The sequence below is a fragment of the Micrococcus sp. KRD070 genome (genome assembly GCF_017168435.1).
GTDB classification, from domain to species: domain Bacteria; phylum Actinomycetota; class Actinomycetes; order Actinomycetales; family Micrococcaceae; genus Micrococcus; species Micrococcus luteus.
Genome location: NZ_JABFNH010000011.1, coordinates 1 through 19,716, shown reverse-complemented (window position 1 = coordinate 19,716; position 19,716 = coordinate 1). Strand labels below are relative to the sequence as shown.

The window sequence follows — 19,716 nt, the reverse complement described above, 5'->3', positions numbered from 1 at the left end:
CCACCGGCCCACCCCCGTCCGTCCCGCAGAGAGGCCCCCATGCGCTCCACGCTCATCACCGACATCGCCGAGCTGACCACCGTCGACCCCGAAGGGCGGGTGCTCACGGACGCGGCCGTCGTCGTCGAGGACGAGCGCATCGCCTGGATCGGCCCCGCCGCGGACGCCCCGGAGGCGGACGACCGGGTGTCCGTCGAGGGCCGCGCCGTGCTGCCGGGCTGGGTGGACTCCCACACGCATCTCGTGTTCGACGGGGACCGCTCCGCCGAGTTCGAGGCCCGCATGGCCGGCGAGTCCTACGCGGCCGGCGGCATCGGCGTGACCACCTCCGCCACCCGCGCCGCCTCGGACGCTCGCCTGGCCGAGCTGGTCCGCGGCCGGGTGGCCGACGCGGTGGCCGGCGGCACCACCTACCTCGAGACCAAGACCGGCTACGGGCTCACCGTGGAGGAGGAGGCGCGCCACGCGCGCCTGCTGGCCGGGCTGCGCGAGGAGGGCCTCGTGGACGAGGTGACCTTCCTCGGCGCCCACCTCGTGCCCCCGGGCCGGGATGCGGAGGACTACCTGGACGACGTCGTCGGGCCGATGCTCGCGGCCGTGCGGGAGCACGCGGGCTGGGTGGACGTGTTCTGCGACACCGGCGCCTTCGACGCCGAGCAGACCCGCCGCGTGCTCGCCGCGGGCGTGGCGGCGGGACTGGGCGTGCGCCTGCACGGCAACCAGATCGAGCAGGGCCCGGGCGTGGGCGTGGCCGTGGAGTTCGGCGCCGCCTCCGTGGACCACGTCAACCACCTCTCCGACGCGGACGTCGAGGCCCTCGCCGGCACCTGGACCGGCTGGGACCGCGCCTCGGCCACCGGGACGCCCGGCACCGTGGCCGGCTGCCTGCCCGCGTGCGACCTGTCCACCCGCGCCCCGCTGGCGCCCGCGCGTCGTCTGCTCGACGCCGGCATCGAGGTCTCCCTGGCCTCGAACTGCAACCCGGGCACCAGCTACACCACGTCCATGAACTTCAACGTGGGCACCGCCGTGCTGCAGATGCACCTGACCCTCGCCGAGGCCGTGCGCGCCGCCACCCTCGGCGGGGCCATCGGCCTGCGGGCGCAGGACCGCGTCGGCAGCCTCGAGGTCGGCAAGCGCGCCGACCTGCACGTGCTCGACGCCCCCGCCGCCATCCACCTGGCCTACCGCCCCGGCATGCCGCTGACCTATGCGGTCTGGCGCGCGGGCCGCCGCGCCGTCTGATCGACCGACATCAAGGAGAACGCATCACCATGACCACCCCTCCCGTCACCGTCACGCTCGGCACGTCCGGGGCCACCCTGGACGACGTCGTCGCCGTGGCCCGCCACGACGCCCGCGTGGTGCTCGCCGACGACGTGCTCGAGACCGTCGGCGCGGTGCGCCGCCACGTCGAGGCGCTGGCCGAGGCCGAGACCCCCACCTACGGCGTCTCCACCGGCTTCGGCGCGCTCGCGGACAAGCACATCCCGCTCGAGTCCCGCGCGCAGCTGCAGAAGTCCCTGATCCGCTCCCACGCCGCCGGCATGGGCCCCGTGGTGGAGCGCGAGGTCGTCCGCGCGCTGATGTTCCTGCGCGCCACCACGCTGGCCTCCGGCCGCACGGGCGTGCGCCCCGTGGTGGTGGAGACCTTCGTGGCCATGCTCAACGCGGGCATCACCCCCGCCGTGCGCGAGTTCGGCTCGCTGGGCTGCTCCGGCGACCTCGCCCCGCTCTCCCACGTGGCCCTGGCGCTGATGGGCGAGGGCGACGTCGTCGGGACGGACGGCGCGCTGCGTCCGGCCGGCGAGGCGCTCGCCGAGGCCGGGATCGAGCCGGTCGAGCTGCGGGAGAAGGAGGGCCTGGCCCTCGTCAACGGCACCGAGGGCATGCTCGGCATGCTGATCATGGCGCTGGCCGACCTCGAGGAGCTCGCCGACACCGTGGACCTCACCGCCGCGATGTCCGTGGAGGCGCTGCTCGGCACCGACCGCGTGTTCGTGCCGGAGCTGCACCTGCCGCTGCGCCCCCACCCGGGCCAGGCGACCTCCGCCGACCGGATGCTGAAGATCCTGGCGGGCTCGCCGATCGTGGCCAGCCACAAGGAGGGCGACTCCCGCGTGCAGGACGCCTACTCGCTGCGCTGCGCCCCGCAGGTGGCCGGCGGCCTGCGCGACACCCTCGCGTACGTGCGCACCGTGGCCGAGCGCGAGCTCGCCGCCACCGTGGACAACCCGGTGGTGCTCGACGACGGCCGGGTGAGCTCGAACGGCAACTTCCACGGGGCGCCCGTGGCGTACGTGCTGGACTTCCTGGCCATCCCGGTGGCCGACGTCGCCAGCATGTCCGAGCGCCGCACCGACCGCATGCTGGACCCGGCCCGCTCGCACGGGCTGCCCGCGTTCCTCGTGGACGACCCGGGCGTGGACTCCGGCATGATGATCGCCCAGTACACGCAGGCCGGGCTCGTCTCGGACATGAAGCGCCTGGCCGTGCCCGCGTCCGTGGACTCCATCCCGTCCTCCGCGATGCAGGAGGACCACGTCTCCATGGGCTGGCATGCCGCCCGCAAGCTGCGCTCGGCCGTGGAGAACTTCCGCCGTGTGCTCGCCGTCGAGCTCGTGGCCGCCGCCCGCGCGATCGAGCTGCGCGCCCCGCTGCAGCCCTCCGCCGCGACCGGTGCCGCCGTCCGCGTGATCCGGGAGGCCGGCGTCCCCGGCCCCGGCCCGGACCAGTACATGGCCCCGCAGCTGGCCGCCGCCGAGCAGGCCCTGCGCGACGGGTCCGTGCTGGCCGCCGTGGCGGAGGCGCTCGCGGGCGTGTCCGCCGACGCCGAGCCGCAGGACCTGGCCGAGGAGTCCGAGGGCGCCGAGGCCGAGGGGCACTGACGCCGCAGCGTGGTCCGACGCCGCAGAGTGGTCACGACACGCCGCGTGCGTCTGCGCGAGACGGCGTGTCGTGACCACTCTGTGTGTGGAGGGGCGGCCTGCGGGTCGGGCCCGGTCGGCCCCGGCTCAGGTGAGGAGCACCGTCGTCGTCCTGTGCCGGCCGACGATCGTATGGATCAGGCGGGAGACAATCCGGGCAACGCCATGTGGTTGGTGTCGTGCGGTGAAGCCGGAACGGCGCGATCAGTCCGATTGCAGCACGACACCAGCTAAGGGCTTATCCCAGGAGTCCCTGTTGTTCGGCCCAGCACTTGAATCCCCCTGGGCCGAAGGGAAGCCGGTAATCGCCCATGATGAGATCGTCAGCGAGGCTCTCAACCATGGGAACGGTGAGTTGCTCCTTGCGGATCGCCTCACAGAGCAACCCGAGGGTGCCGGTGCACTCGAGCTTCTCGCGCTTGGCCAGGACGCGGAGCACGTTGTCGTCGATCACGATGCGATACCCGTGCGTCCGACCGAGGGCTAGAACGCCGCATTCGCCCCGGTTCCGACCGCCCGCCACAAGGTGCTCCTCGTATCGGGCGAAGGCCGCGAGGAACTCGAGGTCCTCGCTGCGGTCCACGACGATCCATTCGGCGTCCAAGATCTGCCGGAGATCTGGGTGCTGGTACTGCTGGTCCCTGATCTCCTGCTCCACACTCTCCGGAATCACGGCATGGCCGGCTGTCAGGAACTTGAGCACACCGAGCCATCCTTTCAGGGTGAAATGGCGCAGTGGTCCCGTATCGAAGACGTAGGTCTCCGGAACGGCGGTCACGAGACGTACTCCCAGATCTCCTGTTCCTGACGTGGGGGAAGGTCCGGAAGGTCGTCGTCGTCGAAAGTCCCATCCAAGAGGTCGAGTGTGCGTTCACGCGAGAGCTTCTCGGCCTCGAACAGCGCGATGACGTGCTTCTGGTACACCCGGGGCTGGGTGGTGCCTGCCATCTCGTCAGACGGGTACAGATCGTGGGTGATGATGTCCGTCTGCGTGGTCTGCACAGCGCGGATGTCGTTTGCCGTGGAAGCGTCCACCAATTCCAGGTCGTGGAGTCGGCGGGCCAGGGTCGACATGTCCACCAGGTAGGTGCCGGCGATCTTCACAGCGGCAGTGCGGACATCGCTTGAGTGAGCTGCGGCGGGCCATTCCTGTAAAAGGACAGCTGCTGGCAGGAGAAATGCTCGAGCGAACCGATCGAGGCGACCCTCGATGTCCGGGCCGGTGTGGGCGGTGCGCCAGTCCACCGTGTATTCATCGGCAAGTAGGTAGTGCCCAAGCTCGTGCACGGCGGAGAGGCGGCGTCGCCCGACCTTGGGGGTGGAATTCACCAGGGAGATGCCGCCCTCGGCGAGGAGCACCGTTCCCGCGTCAGCGGCGTCCACGCCGAAGTTGCGGGAGAACAGGAGCAGGCCAGCAGTGGCCAGGTGCGCCTGGAGGTCCTTTACGGGTTCCGTTGCTGTATACCCGACGTGCTCGCGTGCCCGGGCGGCCATGTCGTCGGCCTCGTGAACGGACTTGGGCTGCTCCCAGGGGTCCCGCACGCCGAACCCCTCGATGGGATGCAGGTCGTGCAGGAACTCGACGTCTGCGAGGAGTTCGGCCAGCAGGTGGTCCACGGCCGACTCGGTGGTATCCAACCCCTGGGCGGAACGGTGCGAGACGAGCGCTGGCGCAGGCTCGGTGAAGAACGACTGCATTCGGGTTCCCAGGGCATCGGCGATGGAGGCCAGCTCCAGGGCAGTGACCTTCCGTTGTCCGCCTTCGATCCGGTTGACCATGGTGCGCTCGAGGCCAACGGCGGTAGCTAGGTCCTGCTGGGACATCCCGCGACGCTCCCGTGCGGCACGTACACGGGCACCCAGCGAATGAGGAGTGGTCGGCGACATGTGTGCGATTCTCGCACACATGGCACTGGCGGTGAACCCTCGTCGCATACGCTGATGCGTTCGAGAACAAGCGCCGCGCCGCACTGCTGGTGATGGCCACCGGCACCGGGAAGACGTGCACCGCCGTCGCCCTGGTGGACCAGATGGCCCGCGCCGGATGGGTCAAGCGCGTGCTCTTCCTGGCGGACCGGCAGGCCCTCGTGAAGCAGGCCGCGGACGCCTTCGTGGAGCACGGCTTCGTCGGCACCACCGTGAACCTGCTGAAGAACCGGCACGGGGAGGGACGCGTCTACGCCTCCACCTACCCCACCATGCTCGGCCTCATCCAGGAGTCCACCGGCCAGGGCGCCCGCTTCGACCCCGGATACTTCGACCTGGTGATCGTGGACGAGGCCCACCGGTCCGTATACGCCAAGTACGGCGAGATCTTCCGCCACTTCGATGCCCTTCTCGTGGGCCTCACCGCCACCCCCAAGGACGAGATCGACCGGAACACCTACGGCCTCTTCGGCCTCGAGCCCGGCGTGCCGACTGATGCCTACACCCTCGACGAGGCCGTGGCGGACGGGTTCCTGGTGCCGCCGCGGGGCGTCTCCGTGGGCACCACCTTCCTGCGTTGCGGCACCCGGTACGATCAGCTTCCCGCCGAGGAGCAGGAGGCCTGGGACGCGCTGGACTGGGGCGAGGACGAGGCGCCCGAGGAGGTTTCGAGCGAGGAGATCAACCGGTTCCTCTTCAATGCGGACACCGTGGACCGCGTGCTCTCCACCCTCAGGGAGCACGGCCACAAGGTGGCCGGCAGCGAACGGCTCGGCAAGACCATCGTCTTCGCCAAGAACCAGCCGCACGCCGAGTTCATCCTGCAGCGGTTCGACGCCCAGTGGCCGGAGCTCGGCGGCCGGTACGCCCAGATCATCACCCACGCCAGCCGCTACCCGGACGCCCTGCTGGACGACTTCAAGACCCCCGGCAAGGCCCCGCACATCGCCATCAGCGTGGACATGCTGGACACGGGGGTGGACGTGCCCGACGTCGTCAACCTCGTGTTCTTCAAGCTCATCCGCTCCAAGACCAAGTTCTGGCAGATGATCGGCCGCGGCACCCGCCTGCGCCCGGACCTCTACGGGCCGGGGAGGGACAAGGAGGACTTCCTCGTCTTCGACTGGTGCCAGAACCTCGAGTTCTTCAACCAGGACCTCCCGGAGTCCGACGGCTTCACCCAGAGGTCCCTCACCCAGCGGTTGTTCGAGGACCGGCTCGCGCTCGTCGTCGCCCTCGACGCCCTGGACGACGACGCTGGGGCGCCCGCCGCCGTCGGGCCGGAGGAACGCGCGGTGCGCGAGCTGCGCCGCACCGCCGCCGAGGAGCTGCAGGCGGCCATCGCCCGCCTGACCCTCGAGAACGTCCTGGCCCGCCCTCTCCGCCGGGAGGTCGAGGAGTTCCAGCGGCCTGAGGCGTGGACGTCCCTGAGCGCCCAGGCCGCCGAACGGGCACGTGCGCTGGCCGGGGTGGTCACCGGGTTGCCGGGGGAGGACGTCGACGCCAAGCGCTTCGACCTGCTCATCGTGCGCCGGCAGCTGGCAGACCTCACCGGGGAGGCTGGCACGGCCGAGCGCATCCGGGCCACGGTGCAGTCCCTCGGGGAGAACCTGCTCTCCAAGGACGCCATCCCCGCCGTGAAGGAACAGATCATCCTCCTCGAGGCCGTGGCCGGGGAGGAATGGTGGGAGGGCGTCACTCTCGGCATGCTCGAGCACGCCCGGAAGAAGCTGCGCGGGCTCGTCCAGTTCATCGAGAAGGTCCGCCGCTCCCGCGTATACACGGACTTTGCGGACACGCTCACGCAGCTTGAGGAGGTCGACGTCGTGCGGCCGACGCCCGGCGTGGACATCGAACGGTTCTGGGCCAAGGTCAGCGAGCCGCTGCGCCACAACGAGTCCTCGCTGGCGCTGCAGAAGCTGCGCCACGGCAAGCAGCTCACCGAGCCGGACCTGGAGTCGCTCGAACAGCTGCTCCGGAGCATCGGGGCCGAGGACGCGCACCTGGCCGCGGCGAAGTCCGAGGGCGAGGGACAGTTGGGCCTGTTCGTGCGCATGCTAGTGGGGATGGATCGTGCCGCCGCGCAGGGCGTGGTCGCGGACTTCGTCCAGGACCGGACGCTCACCCAGGCGCGGATCCGCTTCCTGGGTCACATGGTGGAGGAGCTTACCGCCAACGGCGTCCTGGACGCCGGCCGGCTGTTCGAATCCCCCTACACGGACGACGCCCCCGGGGGGCCGTTCGGCCTGTCCGAGGAGGCGCAGGTGTACTCCCTGCGCGAGCGGCTGGACCTCGTCCGGACGTCTGCGATGGTGCCGGGACCAGAAGCGAACGCGGGCGGGGACGAGGCGCGCGGCGTCGTCGCATGACCTGACCGGACGGTGAGCCGAGTCGTGATATCCGCCCTTCTGCGAGCCTCCAGTTTCTATGACTGCTCACGTAGTGTTCAGACATGACTCCCGTCACCTGCCCCAGGGCCCCAAGCGAGGCCATAGGAAAGAAACTGCTCGTGCACGTTGTCCGCACTGTGGCTCTTCCCCAGGTCCGGGCGTTACCCCACCAACAGAGACATTGATCGCTCTGCCCCCAGGGCCGGAGGGTGCCGATAGACAGACTTCCCCAATGGAATGTGAGCGACGTCGTCGAATCGATGAAGTGCTTCAGTTGGCTGGTGACCTTCTGGTCACGGAAAGCATCCGGGAAGTTCGTACGCACCTTCTCGATTTTGCCGTAGCCTACGGCGAACAGGGGCGTGGACGAGTGCGGCGCCATGCTATGTGCCAGGTACTTGCCGAGGTGGCGAATGCGCTAGATCCAGGCGAATACATCGATGAAGCAGCCGCTCGCATCAGGACAGCCCTCGCCACGGCAGGTCTTCCTCGACCGGTCGTCGCCTTGGCAATCGCAGCGACAAAGAAGATTGCAGCGGGAGCCGTGGAGGGGATCAATCCGACTGAGCAGATTCGTTTGGCGATCTGGATGCTCATCTCTGTGCTCTGCCCGAGGCCGGAGGTGTGCCCGGCTCAGCCAAAATCAGGCGTGGAGGTTCTTAAAAAAGCTCTGGAAGATGCAGAGTCTGCTATCTGATCATTGCAGAGGCTAAGTAACCCTCAACGCACCTCGCTACCTCAGTGGCGGTGGCGGCCGACGATCGTGTGGATCAGCCGCACCGCGGCCCTCGCGGTGCGGCCCCCGCGCCGGAAGGGACCCCCGGCCCGCTCAGGCCAGCAGCGACGCGTCCGTCCGGTGACGGCTGACGATCGTGTGGATCAGCCGGGCCGCGGCCTTCGCCGTGCGGCCGTCCACGTCCAGGGCGGGGTTGAGCTCCACGACGTCGGCCAGGGCCAGCTTCCCGGACTGGGTGGCCTCCAGCGCGCACGCGTGGATCACCTCGTACGGCACGCCGAAGCCGGCCGGTGCGCTCACCCCCGGGGCGACGGCAGCCGGCAGCACATCCAGGTCGATCGTCAGGTAGAGCACGTCCACGGCGTTGATGAACGAGCGCACCCAGCGGCGGACGCCGGTGACGTCGGCGGTCTGGGCCTGCTCGTCGGTCACCCACGTGACCCCGCGTTCGCGCGCGGTGTCGAACAGGGCCCGGGTGTTGTTGGCCTCGCTGATGCCCACCACCGCGTAGGAGAGCTGATGCTCCGCCCCCTCGGCGTCCCGCAGCGCCTGCAGGAACGGGGTGCCGGAGCTGGGCCGCGGCGCCTCGCGCAGGTCGAAGTGCGCGTCCAGGTTGAGGATGCCCACGCGGGTGCCCGCACCCACGCGCGTGGAGCCGGTCAGGCCCGTGATCGAGGCGTAGGCGGTCTCGTGTCCGCCGCCGAGCACCACGGCCAGGTCGTGGGCGTTCAGCAGCCCGCTGACCACCGTGCCCAGCTCGGCCTGGCCCGCCTCGAGCTCGCCCGGGGCGTCGTCGTCGCCGCGGTCCACGGACACGTCGCCCGCGTCCACGAGCGCGCCCGTGCCCTCGAGGTACGCGAGCGGGGCGAGCGCGCCGCGCAGCGCCTCCGGGCCGTCCTCGGCGCCCACGCGGCCGTGGTTCCGGCGCACGCCCTCGTCCGAGGCGAAGCCGATGAGCGCCGTGGACCGCGCGCCCGACGTCGGGGCGCCGGCGCCGGGGTCGCGGTGCGGCGTCGTGGGCTCACCGCGGCCGTCGGCGGGGCGGACGACCTGGTGCCAGCGCAGGTGCTCGGGGGCGTCGCCGTCGGTGCGGCCGGTCCAGGCGGGGGAGAGGGACGAGGAGGGGAGCTCGGAGGTCATGGGCCCATCCCACGCCATCGACGGGCGGGTGCGCAACGAGGGCCGGACGACGCCCGACACGGGGCGTCGTCCGCCTAGCGGTCCAGTTCCTGGCGCCGCGAGCTGATCACGCCGGTGACGAAGCCGGCGAGGTTGAGCCCGCCGTGGAAGCGGGCGTGCTCGATCTTCACACAGCGGTCCATCACGACCTCCAGGCCCGCGGCCTCGGCCTGACGCGCGGCGTCCTCGTTCCAGATGCCCAGCTGCAGCCACACGGTCCGGGCGCCCACGCGGGCGGCGTCCGCCACCACCTCGGGGGCGTCGGAGGACTTGCGGAACACCTCCACGAGGTCCGGGGTGACGGGCAGGTCGTCCAGCGAGGCGTACACGCGGTGGCCGAGGATCTCCTTGCCGGCCGCGGCGAGCACGGGATTGACGAAGTAGACGTCGTACGTGGTCGAGCTCAGCAGGTACGTGGCCACGAAGTACGACGCACGGGCCGGCTTGTCCGAGGCGCCGACGATCGCGATCGACCGGGTGCGCCGCAGGATCGCCAGGCGCTCGGGGGCGCCGGGGCCGGTCCAGGTGCGCTCGGGGTGGGTGGTGCTCATGGCTCAGGCCTCCTGCTCTGCGGGGACGACGGCGCCGTCGCGGGCGCGGCCGGTGGCCTCGGTCAGGGCCTGGTCCAGGTCCCAGAGGATGTCCTCGAGGTCCTCGATGCCCACCGAGATGCGGATGAGGTCCGCCGGGATGCCCGCGGCCACGAGCTGCTCGGCGGTGAGCTGCTGATGGGTCGTCGTGGCGGGGTGCAGCACCAGCGTCTTCGCGTCGCCGATGTTGGCCAGGTGGGAGGCCAGCTGCAGCGCGGAGATGAAGCGCGACGCCGTCGCGCGCCCGGCCTCCGGGCCGGAGGCGCCGTCGTCGGTGTCCGTGGCTGCCGGGGCCACGCCGAAGCTGAACACCGAGCCGACGCCCCGGGGCAGCAGCTGCTGCGCGCGGGCGTGGTGCGGGTGGTCGGGCAGGCCGGCGTAGCGGACCCAGGAGACGCGCGGGTCCTCGTCCAGCCACTGCGCCACGGCCTGCGCATTCGCCAGGTGGGCGTCCATGCGCGGGGCCAGCGTCTCGACGCCGAGCAGCAGCTGGAACGCCGACTGCGGGGCCAGTGACGGGCCGAAGTCGCGCAGCTGCTCCGAGCGGAGCTTGGTGAGGAAACCGTACTCGCCGAAGTTGCCCCACCAGGAGACGCCGCCGTACGAGGGCACGGGCTCGGTCATGGACGGGAACTTGCCGTTGTCCCATGGGAAGCGGCCGGACTCCACCACGACGCCGCCGAGCGTGGTGCCCTGCCCGCCGAGGAACTTCGTGGCCGAATGGATGACGATGTCCGCGCCGTGTTCGATCGGCCGGATCAGGTAGGGCGGGGTGAGGGTCGCGTCCACGACGAGCGGCACGCCGTGCCGGTGGGCGACGTCGGCCAGGCCCGGCAGGTCCACGACGTCACCGGAGGGGTTGGCGACGATCTCCGTGTAGACGGCCTTGGTGTTGGGCTGGAGGGCGGCCTCGAAGTCCGCGGCCTCGGCGGAGTCCACGAACGTGGTCTCGACGCCGAACCGGCGCAGGGAGACGTCCAGCTGGGTGATCGTGCCGCCGTAGAGCTTGGAGGACGCCACGATGTGGTCGCCGGCCCCGGCGAGGGCCGCGAAGGTGACGAACTCGGCGGCCATGCCGGACGCCGTCGCGACGGCCCCGATCCCGCCCTCGAGCGTGGCGACCCGCTCCTCGAACGCGGCGACCGTGGGGTTGCCGATCCGCGAGTAGATGTTGCCGTACTTCTGCAGCGCGAAGAGGTTGGCGGCGTCCTCGGCGGACTCGAACACGAAGGAGCTGGTCTGGTGGATCGGCACCGCGCGGGAGCCGTGGACGGCGTCCGGGACGGCGCCCGCGTGCAGCGCCTGGGTGCGGAAGCCGAACTCGTGGTCAGCCACGGGGGTCCTTTCGATGGAGGCTTCGGGACAGTCCGCCCCATTGTCCCGGGCGAGGCGCGCCGGGGGCAGGGTGGGCACGTCGCAGAGCGTCACGCGGCGCCGGCCGGTGGCATGCAACGCGGGTTGAGTTATCACCGGTTACGCGGGCCTGGACCCGTGACAACTCAACCCGCGTTGGACGGGACCCATGACAACTCAACCCGCGTTGGACGGGCGGGGGCGGATCAGCGCGTGCGGGCGAGCCGACGCCGGACCAGCCCCACGATCCGCCCGAACCCAGCGCGCTGGTCCTCCCAGGTGCAGCGCAGGGTCGTCCATTCCCGTTCGAGGCAGTACGCGTCCCGACGGGCGTCCCTCGCCTGCTGCTGAGCCGTGCGGTGGCCGGCGCCGTCGTACTGGAGGGCCAGGCGCGCCCCCCGGTACCCGAGGTCCACGACGGGCGAGGCCGGGTCGGCCGGGTCGACGGCGACCTGCAGCTCCGGCTCCGGCAGCCCGGCCCGGATCAGCGCGAGCCGGAGGAAGGTCTCGGGCGGGGAGTCGGCCCCGACGCGCACCTCCGCCAGCGCGGCACGTGCGAGACGGACACCCGGCCGGCCACGGCAGCGGGTGAGCACCTCCGACAGCTCGGACACGGTGGCCACGGGGTCCGCCCGGCCCGTCGGCGTCCACGGCGGACGCACCAGGTGGTCGCCGTCCGCGATGAGCCAGTCCACCTCGTGGGGGCGGAGCATCCCGGCGAGGTCGAACCAGGTGCGCGCCGCCGTCGTGACGCGCTGGCCGTCGGGAAGCTCGAGCACGTGGTCGGAGGGCAGCCGCACCCGGTGGCTGACGACGCCGTCCAGGTCGGTCCGGTGCGTGCGCGCGGAGCGGTCGAAGGTCAGGTGCAGTCCGGCGGGCCGCGCGAGGCGGGGCGGCAGCGGCAGTCCGTGCCAGAGGGCGGCAGAGACGTGGGAGACCACCCCGCCCGTGAGGCGGACCAGCGCGGCCGCGCCGTCCGGGGCGCACGGGTCGGGGATGCCCGCGGTGTGCACGCCGCGGCAGATCCGGGCGAGGTCTGCCGCGAGGGTGCGGCGCCACGGCAGGCCGGCGGCGTGCAGCTCGGCCGTCGTGAAGGCGCCCGCGGCGAGGGTGGACGGCAGGGGCGTGCGCGCGGTCATGGGGTGAGCCTGCCGCCCCCCGGCCCTGCGACGGGCCGAACCGACGCGCCCTGGGGAGGGCCGCCGTCGTCGTGGTGGCTGTGCAGGAGCGGCCGGCCCGCCGGTCATGGTGGCACCGGCGCGACGCGGGTTGAGTTATCACGGGCGCGAGCCGCCTGGACCCGTGATAACTCAACCAGCGTTGCAGGGGGGAGCGGCCGGCCCGTCGGTCACGGCGTGCGGTCCACGGACACCAGCTCCACGTCCTCGAGCCGCCCGCCCCGCACCACCGCGCGCATCAGGGTGCACACCGGCTGCCGCCTCCGGTCCGTGCAGGAGCCGGGGTTGAGCAGCCGCAGCCCCGGGTTCGCGGTGTCCGGACCGGCCACGGTGTCCCACGGGATGTGGCTGTGCCCGAAGACCAGCACGTCCGCGTCCGGGAACGCCGCGGCCATGCGGCGCTCGCGGCCGGCCGCCGGGCCCGTCTCGTGGACCATCGCGATCCGCACCCCGCCGATCTCCACGCGCGCCACCTCGGGCAGCCGCGCCCGCAGCCCAGGCCCGTCGTTGTTGCCCCACACGCCCACCAGCCGGGCGGCCCTCGCGTCGAGGTCGTCGAGCACGTCCTCGGCCACCCAGTCGCCGGCGTGGAGCACGACGTCGGCCCGCGCCACCTCGGCCCACACCTGCGCGGGCAGAGCGCGGGCGCGCCGCGGGATGTGGGTGTCCGCGATCAGGAGCAGGCGGGCGGCGTCGTCGTCGGGCACGGTCCGCCTCACCGTGCCGCGTACGCGCCGAGCCAGATCGCCAGCGGCAGGCCGACGATGAACACGGCCACGAATCCGCGCACCAGCCACCGGCCCACCGGGGTGGCGAGGTTGACCGTCGCGCCCACCCCGTAGCCGGGACGCTTGGCGGGGAAGACAGCCGGGTCCTCGGGGTCGCGCTTGAGCCCCAGGGGCGTCCACATCTCGTCCTCGGCGCGTTCCGCGGCCGTGGGCCGGTACTCGAGGTCCGCCGCGACGCGGTCCGACCAGCGCGTCCACCGCTGCGTTCCGGCCCGCAGTACCGGGAAGATGCCCACCATGAGCACGGTCAGTGTGAGGGGCAGGAGCCACCACGGCATCGTCCACGCCCCGGCGGCGAGCACCTCGGCCGTCGTCGGGGCCAGCACCAGCACGATGAGCACGCACGACCACCCGAGGCTTTCCTGGACCCCGCGGTGCACCCCCGTCTGGCGCACGCGCCGCCACGGGGACAGTCCCGGATCCGTGGGGGTGAGGGCGGTGACCATAGCGGAGACCAGCGCCAGGAAACCCGTCATGCCGAGGCCGATCAGCGGCCCCGCCGCCACCGTGCCGAACGAGGTGTCCTCCCACGCATCCGGCCGCCCGTCGACGCCCCAGTGCGTGGGCACGCGCTCCGGCAGGCCCGGCAGGGCGACGAGGGCCCACCCCAGCAGCGCCAGGCACAGCACGGCCGCGAGCAGGAACGGCAGCCACGGACGCAGCCGGCCACGGCGCAGGGCGGCGCGCTCGGCGGCGGGGACGTCGTCGGGGGCGGGACTCGGTTCGGCCCGTCGCAGGGCCGGGGGGCGGCAGGCTCACCCCATGACCGCGCGCACGCCCCTGCCGTCCACCCTCGCCGCGGGCGCCTTCACGACGGCCGAGCTGCACGCCGCCGACCGCCACGACGGCCGCGCCGCCACGGACAGCGCCAGCGGCCCGAGCACCTCGAACGTCACGGCCACGCCCTGCGGGATCCGTGCGAACGCCTCGTAGATGGCCAGGTTCATGCCGGTCATGGCCGCGCCCAGCCCGACGACGGCGGCCCACCCCCGGGGGCCCAGGCCGGCGAGGGCGGCGCGGCTCGGCCGGGTGACGAGCAGCAGCACGGCCGCGGAGAACACCACGCGCAGGGCGACCATAGCGGACGCGCCGACGTCGTCGAACAGCAGGCCCGCCACGGACGCGCCGAGCTGCTGGCTCAGCAGTGAGAGCAGGACGAGCAGGACGAGACGCACGGGCTCAGCCTAGGGGCGCGCCGCGCCACCCCGGCCCCGGCCGGCGCGGGACCGCTGCTGCCGGAGGACCACCGGGGGGCCCGGTTCCGCTGACCCCGAGGCCGCGGAAAACGTCACGCTGACGTGCGCTAATCCGCCTCGTCGTGGGAGAGTGGGGGACGCGCGCCCGCGCAGAACCCGCCCCGACCCCAGGAGGCCCGCATGGCCCGGCCCCAGACCGTCCTCACCGTGGTGGCCGCCCGTCGGCTCACCCCGCACCTCGTGCGCCTGACCCTCGGCGGCGAGCAGTTCGACGCCGTCCATGCCCGCTGGGCGGAGAAGGGCGCCACGGACCCTTACGTGAAGCTGCTCTTCGCCGACCCCGCGCTCGGCCTCGAACCCCCGTACGACCTGGACGCCCTCCGCGAGCGCCTCGCCCCGGAGCAGCTGCCGGTCCGCCGCACCTACACGGTGCGTCGCATGGACGCGGCCGCCCGCACCATGGACGTCGACTTCGTGGTCCACGGCGCGGACGACGACGGCGCCGCCCTCGGGCACGACGGCGGCCTGGCCGGGGCGTGGGCGGCGTCCGAGCCGGTGGGGCAGCAGGTCGCGTTCCTGGGTCCCGGCGGCGCCTACCGGCACGACCCCACCGCCGACTGGCACCTGCTCGCCGGTGATGAGGCCGCCCTGCCGGCGATCGCCGCCGCCCTCGAGGACCTCGCCGCCACGGACGCCGCGGCAGCCGGCGTCGCGCTGATCGAGGTGACCGACGCCCGGGACGAGGTGCCCCTGACCGCGCCGGCCGGCGTCGAGGTGCGCTGGCTGCACCGCGGCGGCCCCTTCACCCCGGAGACGACGCGGTTCGCCGCCGCCGTCGAGGACGCGGCGTGGCGGGACGGACGGGTGCACGCGTTCGTGCACGGCGAGCGGGAGCAGGTCAAGCGCGTCCGGGCGTACCTCACGGACGTGCGCGGTGTGGACCGGCGGCAGCTGTCGGTGAGCGCGTACTGGGCCTACGGCCGCGCCGAGGACGTGTTCCAGGCGGAGAAGCAGACCCCGGCGGGGCAGATCTTCGAGGACGGCACCACCGGCGGCTGACCCGCACAGGGTCGGCACAGTAGAAGTTCCGGCGTCCCTCAGGGCATGACGGGCCAGGGGTGACGTGAGAGGGTCGACGCGACATCGTCCGGCGGTCCCCGGCCGCCGGCACGTCCGCACCTCTGTGAAGGAGTCCCCATGAAGACGCCCGCACGCCTCGCCGTCGGCATGCTCGCCGCCTCCGGTCTGCTGCTCACCGGCTGCGCCTCCGACCCGACGCTGGAGGAGAGCTGGCCCGAGGTCCGCCAGAAGGTCGTGGATGCCGAGAGCCTGCGCCTGAAGATGGAGGGCACCGCCGCCGACAAGGAGGAGGACAAGGACGACGCGTCGGCCTCGGCGTCGCCCTCCGCCTCCCTGGGCACGGACGCCATCCAGTCCGCGAACGTGGACCTCGCCGGCGCCACCGACGACTCCCACCTCCGGGGCACCATGAACGTGGACATGGGGGCGGCCACCATGGCCATCGAGGTCCTGCGCCGGGACGCCGACGTGTTCTTCAAGCTCAAGGCCGACGGTGACGACCTGCCCCCGGAGATGGGCATGTTCTCCACCCTCGTGGGCGACCGCTGGATCAAGACGAACGCCGAGCAGGCCGCGCAGATGGACATCTCACTGGAGGAGATCATGTCCGACCTCGAAGAGGACATGCCCGCCGCGGACGCCTTCGACGGCAAGGACCTGAAGGCCGAGGAGGTGGAGCTCGAGGGCAGGAAGTACCTCAAGTACGCGCTGCCCGAGGAGCACCACGAGTTCGGCCGGACGATGCTGATCGACCCGGAGAGCACGACCCTCTACCGTCTCGAGGACGTGAACTCGGAGGACGAGGACGTGGACGCGAATGCCACCTTCACCGAGTGGAACGCGGTCGAGGCGCCCGAGGCCCCCGCCTCGGAGGACGTCTTCGACCTGGCCGAGCTGCAGGAGCTGGCCGGCTGACCCGCTGCGCGATCCGGGTGGGCCGGCGGGGCGCCACGGCATGATGTCCTCATGGACCGCACCGCCCCCACCCCGCCCGCGAACGCCCTCGCCCCGGGCCTGCCGGAGGACATCGCCCGGGAGGCGATCGCCTTCCGCCGCCTCCTCCACGGACATCCGGAGCTGGACCTGCACCTGCCCCGCACCCAGGCCGCCGTCCTCGAGCGGCTCGAGGCCCTGCGCGCCGAGGCGGGGGAGGATGCCGCCACCGGCCGCCCCGCGCTGGAGACGAGCGTGGGCCGGGCGCTGAGTTCCGTCGTCGTGGTGCTGCGCGGCGGGGCCCCGCTGCCGGAGGGGGCCCGGCGGCCGGTCGTGCTGCTGCGGGGGGACATGGACGCCCTGCCCGTCACGGAGGAGACCGGGCTGGAGTACGCCCCCTCCGTGCCGGGCACCATGCACGCCTGCGGCCACGACCTGCACACCGCCGGCCTCTACGGCGCGCTGGCCTGGCTAGTGCGCCGTCGTGGGGAGCTCACCGCGGACGTGGTGGCCATGTTCCAGCCCGGGGAGGAGACCGGCGGCGGCGCCCTGCACATGATCCAGGAGGGACTGCTGGAGGCGGCCGGGCGGCCGGTGGACGCCGCCTACGCGATCCATGTCTCCTCGGGCACGTACCCGCGCGGCGTCCTGCTCAGCCGCCCGGGGGCGATCCAGGCCGGCTGCGACGACCTGGTGGTGACGGTGCACGGTCGAGGCGGGCACGGCTCCGTGCCGCACCTCGCCCAGGATCCGGTGCCCGTGGCCGCCGAGATGGTGCTGGCGCTGCAGTCCGTGGTCACCCGGCAGTTCGACGCCTTCGACCCGGTGGTCGCGACCGTCGGGCACCTGAGCGCCGGCACGGCGGCCAACATCATCCCGGACAGCGCCACCCTCGCCCTCACCCTGCGGACCTTCTCCGCGCCCGCCCGAGCCCGGCTGCTCTCGGCCGTGGAGCGCATGGTGCACGGGATCGCCGCGGCGCACGGCATGAGCGCACAGGTCCGGACGGACAGCGCGTTCCCGGTGACGGCCAACGACGCGGACGCGGTGGCCTTCGTCCGCCGAACCGTGGAGGACCTCTACGGGGCCGACGCCTACCGGGAGCTGCCCGAGCCCGAGCCCGGCAGCGAGGACTTCTCCGAGGTCCTCCAGCGCGTGCCCGGCGCCTACGTCCTGCTCGGGGCCGTCCCGGAGGGCGTGGACCCGGACGAGGCCCCGGTCAACCACTCCCCGCAGGCCGTGTTCGACGACGCCGTGGTGCCGCGGGCCGCTCAGGTGCTGGCCGAGCTGGCGCTGCGGACGGCGCCGGTGCCGGCGTCCTGAGCGCGGCGGCCGGCCCGGAGCACCTCGGCGATCTGCCCGACGCACGGCTCGTTCTGCAGGCTCGTGGTGTCCCCGAGCGCGGTGCCCTGGTGCAGCTGCGTCAGCAGCCGCCGCATGATCTTGCCCGAACGGGTCTTGGGCACGTCGGGGACGAAGACCACCTCGGCGGGCTTGGCCACCGGCCCGATCACCCGCCCCACGTGCCGCCGCAGCTCCTCGGCGCGGTCGGCGGCGGAGGCGCCGGGGCCGTCATCGCCGGCCAGCCAGCTCTCGTGCGCCACCACGAAGGCGACGGCGGCGTGCCCGGTGGTCTCGTGCGGCACGGGGCACACCCCCGCCTCGATCACCTCCGGGTGCGCCACGAGGGCGGACTCGATCTCGATGGTGCTCAGCCGGTGCCCGGAGATGTTGATGACGTCGTCCACGCGCCCGAGGATCCAGACGTCGCCGTCCTCGTCCCGCTTGGCGCCGTCGCCGGCGAGGAACCAGCCCGCCTCGCCCTGGTCCGCGTAGTCCTCCCAGTACGAGTGGAAGTAGCGGGCCGGGTTCTGCCACACGGTCCGGGCCATCGACGGCGAGGTGCGGGTGACCACGATCCGACCCTGCAGGCCCTCGGGCGTGGGGGCGCCGTCGTCGTCGACCACGGCCACGTCCACCCCCGGCAGGGGCCGGGAGCCGCAGCCCGGCTTGAAGGCCGTGTCCGTGGGGCGCGGGGAGAGCACGGTGGCGCCCGTCTCGGACTGCCACCACGTGTCCACCATCGGCAGGTCCGGGGTGTCCCGGCCGATCTGGGTCCGCGCCCACGTCCAGGCCTCCGGGTTCACGGACTCGCCCACGGTGCCGATCAGACGGATCGAGGACAGGTCCGGGCCGCCGTCCGCGTGCGCCGGGATCCCGTCCGGATGCCAGCCCTTGAGCGAGCGGATCAGGGTGGGCGCCGTGTAGTAGCTCGTCACCCGGTAGCGCTCGATCACCTCGAAGTGCCGGCCCGGGTGCGGGGCGTTCGGCACGCCCTCGTAGATCACCTGCGTGACCCCGTTCGAGAGCGGACCGTAGATCTCGTAGGTGTGCGCGGTGACCCAGGCCAGGTCCGCGGTGCACCAGTGGACGTCGTCGTCGCGCCGTGCCGGGTCCGGGTGGGAGAACAGGAAGTCGTGCGTCCACGAGGCCGCGGCGAGGTACCCGCCGGAGGTGTGCACGAGCCCCTTGGGCTGTCCCGTGGTGCCGGAGGTGTACATGATGAACAGCGGGTGCTCCGCGTCGAAGGCGCGCGGGGTGTGGGTGTCCGGCTGGCGGTCCACGACGTCGTGCCACCACAGGTCCCGGCCCTCGGTCCACGGGATGTCCCGGTGGCCCGTGCGGTCCAGGACGAGGACGTGCTCGATCGCGTTGTCCCCGGACACGGCCTCGTCCGCGTTGGCCTTCACGGGGACGGCGGCACCGCGGCGGAACTGGCCGTCGGTGGTGACGAGCAGCTTGGCGCCCGTGTCCTCGACGCGGAACCGCAGCGCCTCCGCCGAGAACCCACCGAACACGAGCGAGTGCACGGCGCCGATCCGCGCGCACGCCAGCGTGATGACGATCGTCTCGACGAGCACGGGCAGGTACACGACGACGCGGTCGCCCGCCTCGATGCCCAGCTCCTCGAGGGCGTTCGCGGCCTGGGCGACCTCGCGCTGCAGCTGTGCGTAGGTGACGGCGCGGCGGTCGCCGGGCTCGCCCTCGAAGTACAGGGCGACCTTCTCCCCGCGCCCCGCCGCCACGTGCCGGTCCACGCAGTTCACGGCCACGTTCAGGGTGCCGTCCTCGTACCAGCGGATCTCCGGGCCGCGCTCGGCGGCCGGGTCCGGGGCGGTGAGGGAGCGCGTCCGGGTGAAGGGCCGCTCCCAGCTCAGACGTCGGCCGGCCGCCTCCCAGAACGCGAGCCGGTCCGACTCGGCCACCGGGCGGCCGTCGCCGCGCCCGCCGTGCAGCCGGTCCGCCGGGCGGCCGGGGTGGACGTCCGGGTCGGCGGCGTCGACGAGCGCCTGCGGGAGGGGGCCGGGCAGCGTGGCGAGGGCCGCGGCGGGCACGCCGTCGTTCGGTCCGCGGACGGCCCCGGAGGCGCCCTCCTCGGC

Annotated in this window: 17 protein-coding genes and 1 pseudogene; 8 read left to right on the top strand and 10 right to left on the bottom strand. The window is 72.7% G+C overall.

Translation table 11 applies throughout. The annotated features are described in order from the left end of the window. The first annotated feature begins 39 nt into the window (after positions 1-39). Both hutI and hutH read left to right on the top strand, forming a co-directional pair. Positions 40-1,245, top strand: a complete 1,206-nt coding sequence (gene hutI, locus J1M38_RS03750; protein ID WP_206482033.1) for an imidazolonepropionase — start codon at positions 40-42, stop codon at positions 1,243-1,245. A 29-nt stretch (positions 1,246-1,274) separates the two neighbouring features. Beyond that, a complete protein-coding gene (gene hutH, locus J1M38_RS03745; RefSeq protein ID WP_041104432.1) occupies positions 1,275-2,888 on the top strand; it encodes a histidine ammonia-lyase in 1,614 nt (537 codons plus the stop codon). Positions 2,889-3,165: 277 nt separating this feature from the next. Here the strand turns inward: hutH and J1M38_RS03740 are convergent, their stop codons facing one another. Beyond that, entirely contained in the window at positions 3,166-3,705 is a 540-nt protein-coding gene (locus tag J1M38_RS03740) for a nucleotide-binding protein (RefSeq protein WP_342356202.1), read from the bottom strand. Further along, positions 3,702-4,814, bottom strand: coding sequence for a helix-turn-helix domain-containing protein (locus tag J1M38_RS03735; protein WP_080695884.1), 1,113 nt, complete (start codon positions 4,812-4,814; stop codon positions 3,702-3,704). The genes J1M38_RS03740 and J1M38_RS03735 overlap by 4 nt, the downstream gene beginning before the upstream one ends. Before the next feature lie 62 nt (positions 4,815-4,876). Between J1M38_RS03735 and J1M38_RS12170 the strand changes: the two are divergent. The 3 genes and pseudogenes from J1M38_RS12170 to J1M38_RS03725 all read left to right on the top strand — a co-directional run. Then, a pseudogene (locus tag J1M38_RS12170) lies at positions 4,877-5,911 on the top strand (DEAD/DEAH box helicase family protein); the annotation flags it as partial. Next, positions 5,900-7,222, top strand: coding sequence for a type I restriction-modification enzyme R subunit C-terminal domain-containing protein (locus J1M38_RS12220; RefSeq protein WP_306432500.1), 1,323 nt, complete (start codon positions 5,900-5,902; stop codon positions 7,220-7,222). The pseudogene J1M38_RS12170 and the gene J1M38_RS12220, both read left to right, overlap by 12 nt. 253 nt (positions 7,223-7,475) lie before the next feature. Next, positions 7,476-7,940: a hypothetical protein gene (locus tag J1M38_RS03725; protein ID WP_141724181.1), complete on the top strand. Its 465-nt coding sequence runs from the start codon at positions 7,476-7,478 to the stop codon at positions 7,938-7,940. Positions 7,941-8,072: 132 nt separating this feature from the next. On the opposite strand, the gene hutG is transcribed toward J1M38_RS03725, so the two are convergent. The 7 genes from hutG to J1M38_RS03690 all read right to left on the bottom strand — a co-directional run bounded on the left by hutG (position 8,073) and on the right by J1M38_RS03690 (position 14,242). Then, a complete protein-coding gene (gene hutG, locus J1M38_RS03720) occupies positions 8,073-9,119 on the bottom strand; it encodes a formimidoylglutamase (protein ID WP_206482030.1) in 1,047 nt (348 codons plus the stop codon). Positions 9,120-9,193: 74 nt separating this feature from the next. Continuing rightward, positions 9,194-9,709, bottom strand: a complete 516-nt coding sequence (locus J1M38_RS03715) for a CoA-binding protein (protein ID WP_041104443.1) — start codon at positions 9,707-9,709, stop codon at positions 9,194-9,196. A 3-nt stretch (positions 9,710-9,712) separates the two neighbouring features. Then, positions 9,713-11,083 (bottom strand): O-acetylhomoserine aminocarboxypropyltransferase/cysteine synthase family protein, encoded by a 1,371-nt coding sequence (locus J1M38_RS03710; protein ID WP_036315810.1) that lies wholly within the window; start codon positions 11,081-11,083, stop codon positions 9,713-9,715. Positions 11,084-11,307: 224 nt separating this feature from the next. Next, complete coding sequence (locus J1M38_RS03705) at positions 11,308-12,240, bottom strand: hypothetical protein (RefSeq protein ID WP_206482029.1); 933 nt, start codon at positions 12,238-12,240, stop codon at positions 11,308-11,310. A gap of 209 nt (positions 12,241-12,449) precedes the next feature. Next, entirely contained in the window at positions 12,450-12,986 is a 537-nt protein-coding gene (locus J1M38_RS03700; protein ID WP_036315813.1) for a metallophosphoesterase, read from the bottom strand. 8 nt (positions 12,987-12,994) lie between these two features. After that, entirely contained in the window at positions 12,995-13,696 is a 702-nt protein-coding gene (locus tag J1M38_RS03695; protein ID WP_342356201.1) for a DUF1648 domain-containing protein, read from the bottom strand. A 126-nt stretch (positions 13,697-13,822) separates the two neighbouring features. Further along, positions 13,823-14,242: a hypothetical protein gene (locus J1M38_RS03690; RefSeq protein WP_241246457.1), complete on the bottom strand. Its 420-nt coding sequence runs from the start codon at positions 14,240-14,242 to the stop codon at positions 13,823-13,825. 201 nt (positions 14,243-14,443) lie between these two features. Between J1M38_RS03690 and J1M38_RS03685 the strand changes: the two genes are divergently transcribed. From J1M38_RS03685 to J1M38_RS03675, 3 genes are all read left to right on the top strand, one after another. Then, complete coding sequence (locus J1M38_RS03685; protein WP_061867576.1) at positions 14,444-15,322, top strand: siderophore-interacting protein; 879 nt, start codon at positions 14,444-14,446, stop codon at positions 15,320-15,322. 138 nt (positions 15,323-15,460) lie between these two features. Beyond that, positions 15,461-16,258, top strand: a complete 798-nt coding sequence (locus J1M38_RS03680) for a hypothetical protein (RefSeq protein WP_036336726.1) — start codon at positions 15,461-15,463, stop codon at positions 16,256-16,258. 51 nt (positions 16,259-16,309) lie between these two features. Continuing rightward, positions 16,310-17,599, top strand: coding sequence for a M20 family metallopeptidase (locus tag J1M38_RS03675; protein ID WP_036336723.1), 1,290 nt, complete (start codon positions 16,310-16,312; stop codon positions 17,597-17,599). Here the strand turns inward: J1M38_RS03675 and acs are convergent. Beyond that, positions 17,548-19,716: acetate--CoA ligase (gene acs / locus J1M38_RS03670; protein ID WP_241246456.1), on the bottom strand; the 2,169-nt coding region annotated here is incomplete at its 5' end. The genes J1M38_RS03675 and acs overlap by 52 nt on opposite strands.

Excerpts from the sequence above, each read along its gene's own strand:
- hutG (WP_206482030.1), bottom strand. The coding sequence starts at position 9,119 with ATGACCTCCGAGCTCCCCTCCTCGTCCCTCTCCCCCGCCTGGACCGGC.
- J1M38_RS03705 (WP_206482029.1), bottom strand. The coding sequence starts at position 12,240 with ATGACCGCGCGCACGCCCCTGCCGTCCACCCTCGCCGCGGGCGCCTTC.
- J1M38_RS03675 (WP_036336723.1), top strand. The coding sequence starts at position 16,310 with ATGGACCGCACCGCCCCCACCCCGCCCGCGAACGCCCTCGCCCCGGGC.
- hutH (WP_041104432.1), top strand. The coding sequence starts at position 1,275 with ATGACCACCCCTCCCGTCACCGTCACGCTCGGCACGTCCGGGGCCACC.
- J1M38_RS03735 (WP_080695884.1), bottom strand. The coding sequence starts at position 4,814 with ATGTCGCCGACCACTCCTCATTCGCTGGGTGCCCGTGTACGTGCCGCA.
- J1M38_RS03685 (WP_061867576.1), top strand. The coding sequence starts at position 14,444 with ATGGCCCGGCCCCAGACCGTCCTCACCGTGGTGGCCGCCCGTCGGCTC.
- J1M38_RS03715 (WP_041104443.1), bottom strand. The coding sequence starts at position 9,709 with ATGAGCACCACCCACCCCGAGCGCACCTGGACCGGCCCCGGCGCCCCC.
- J1M38_RS03725 (WP_141724181.1), top strand. The coding sequence starts at position 7,476 with ATGGAATGTGAGCGACGTCGTCGAATCGATGAAGTGCTTCAGTTGGCT.
- J1M38_RS03680 (WP_036336726.1), top strand. The coding sequence starts at position 15,461 with ATGAAGACGCCCGCACGCCTCGCCGTCGGCATGCTCGCCGCCTCCGGT.
- J1M38_RS12220 (WP_306432500.1), top strand. The coding sequence starts at position 5,900 with ATGATCGGCCGCGGCACCCGCCTGCGCCCGGACCTCTACGGGCCGGGG.
- hutI (WP_206482033.1), top strand. The coding sequence starts at position 40 with ATGCGCTCCACGCTCATCACCGACATCGCCGAGCTGACCACCGTCGAC.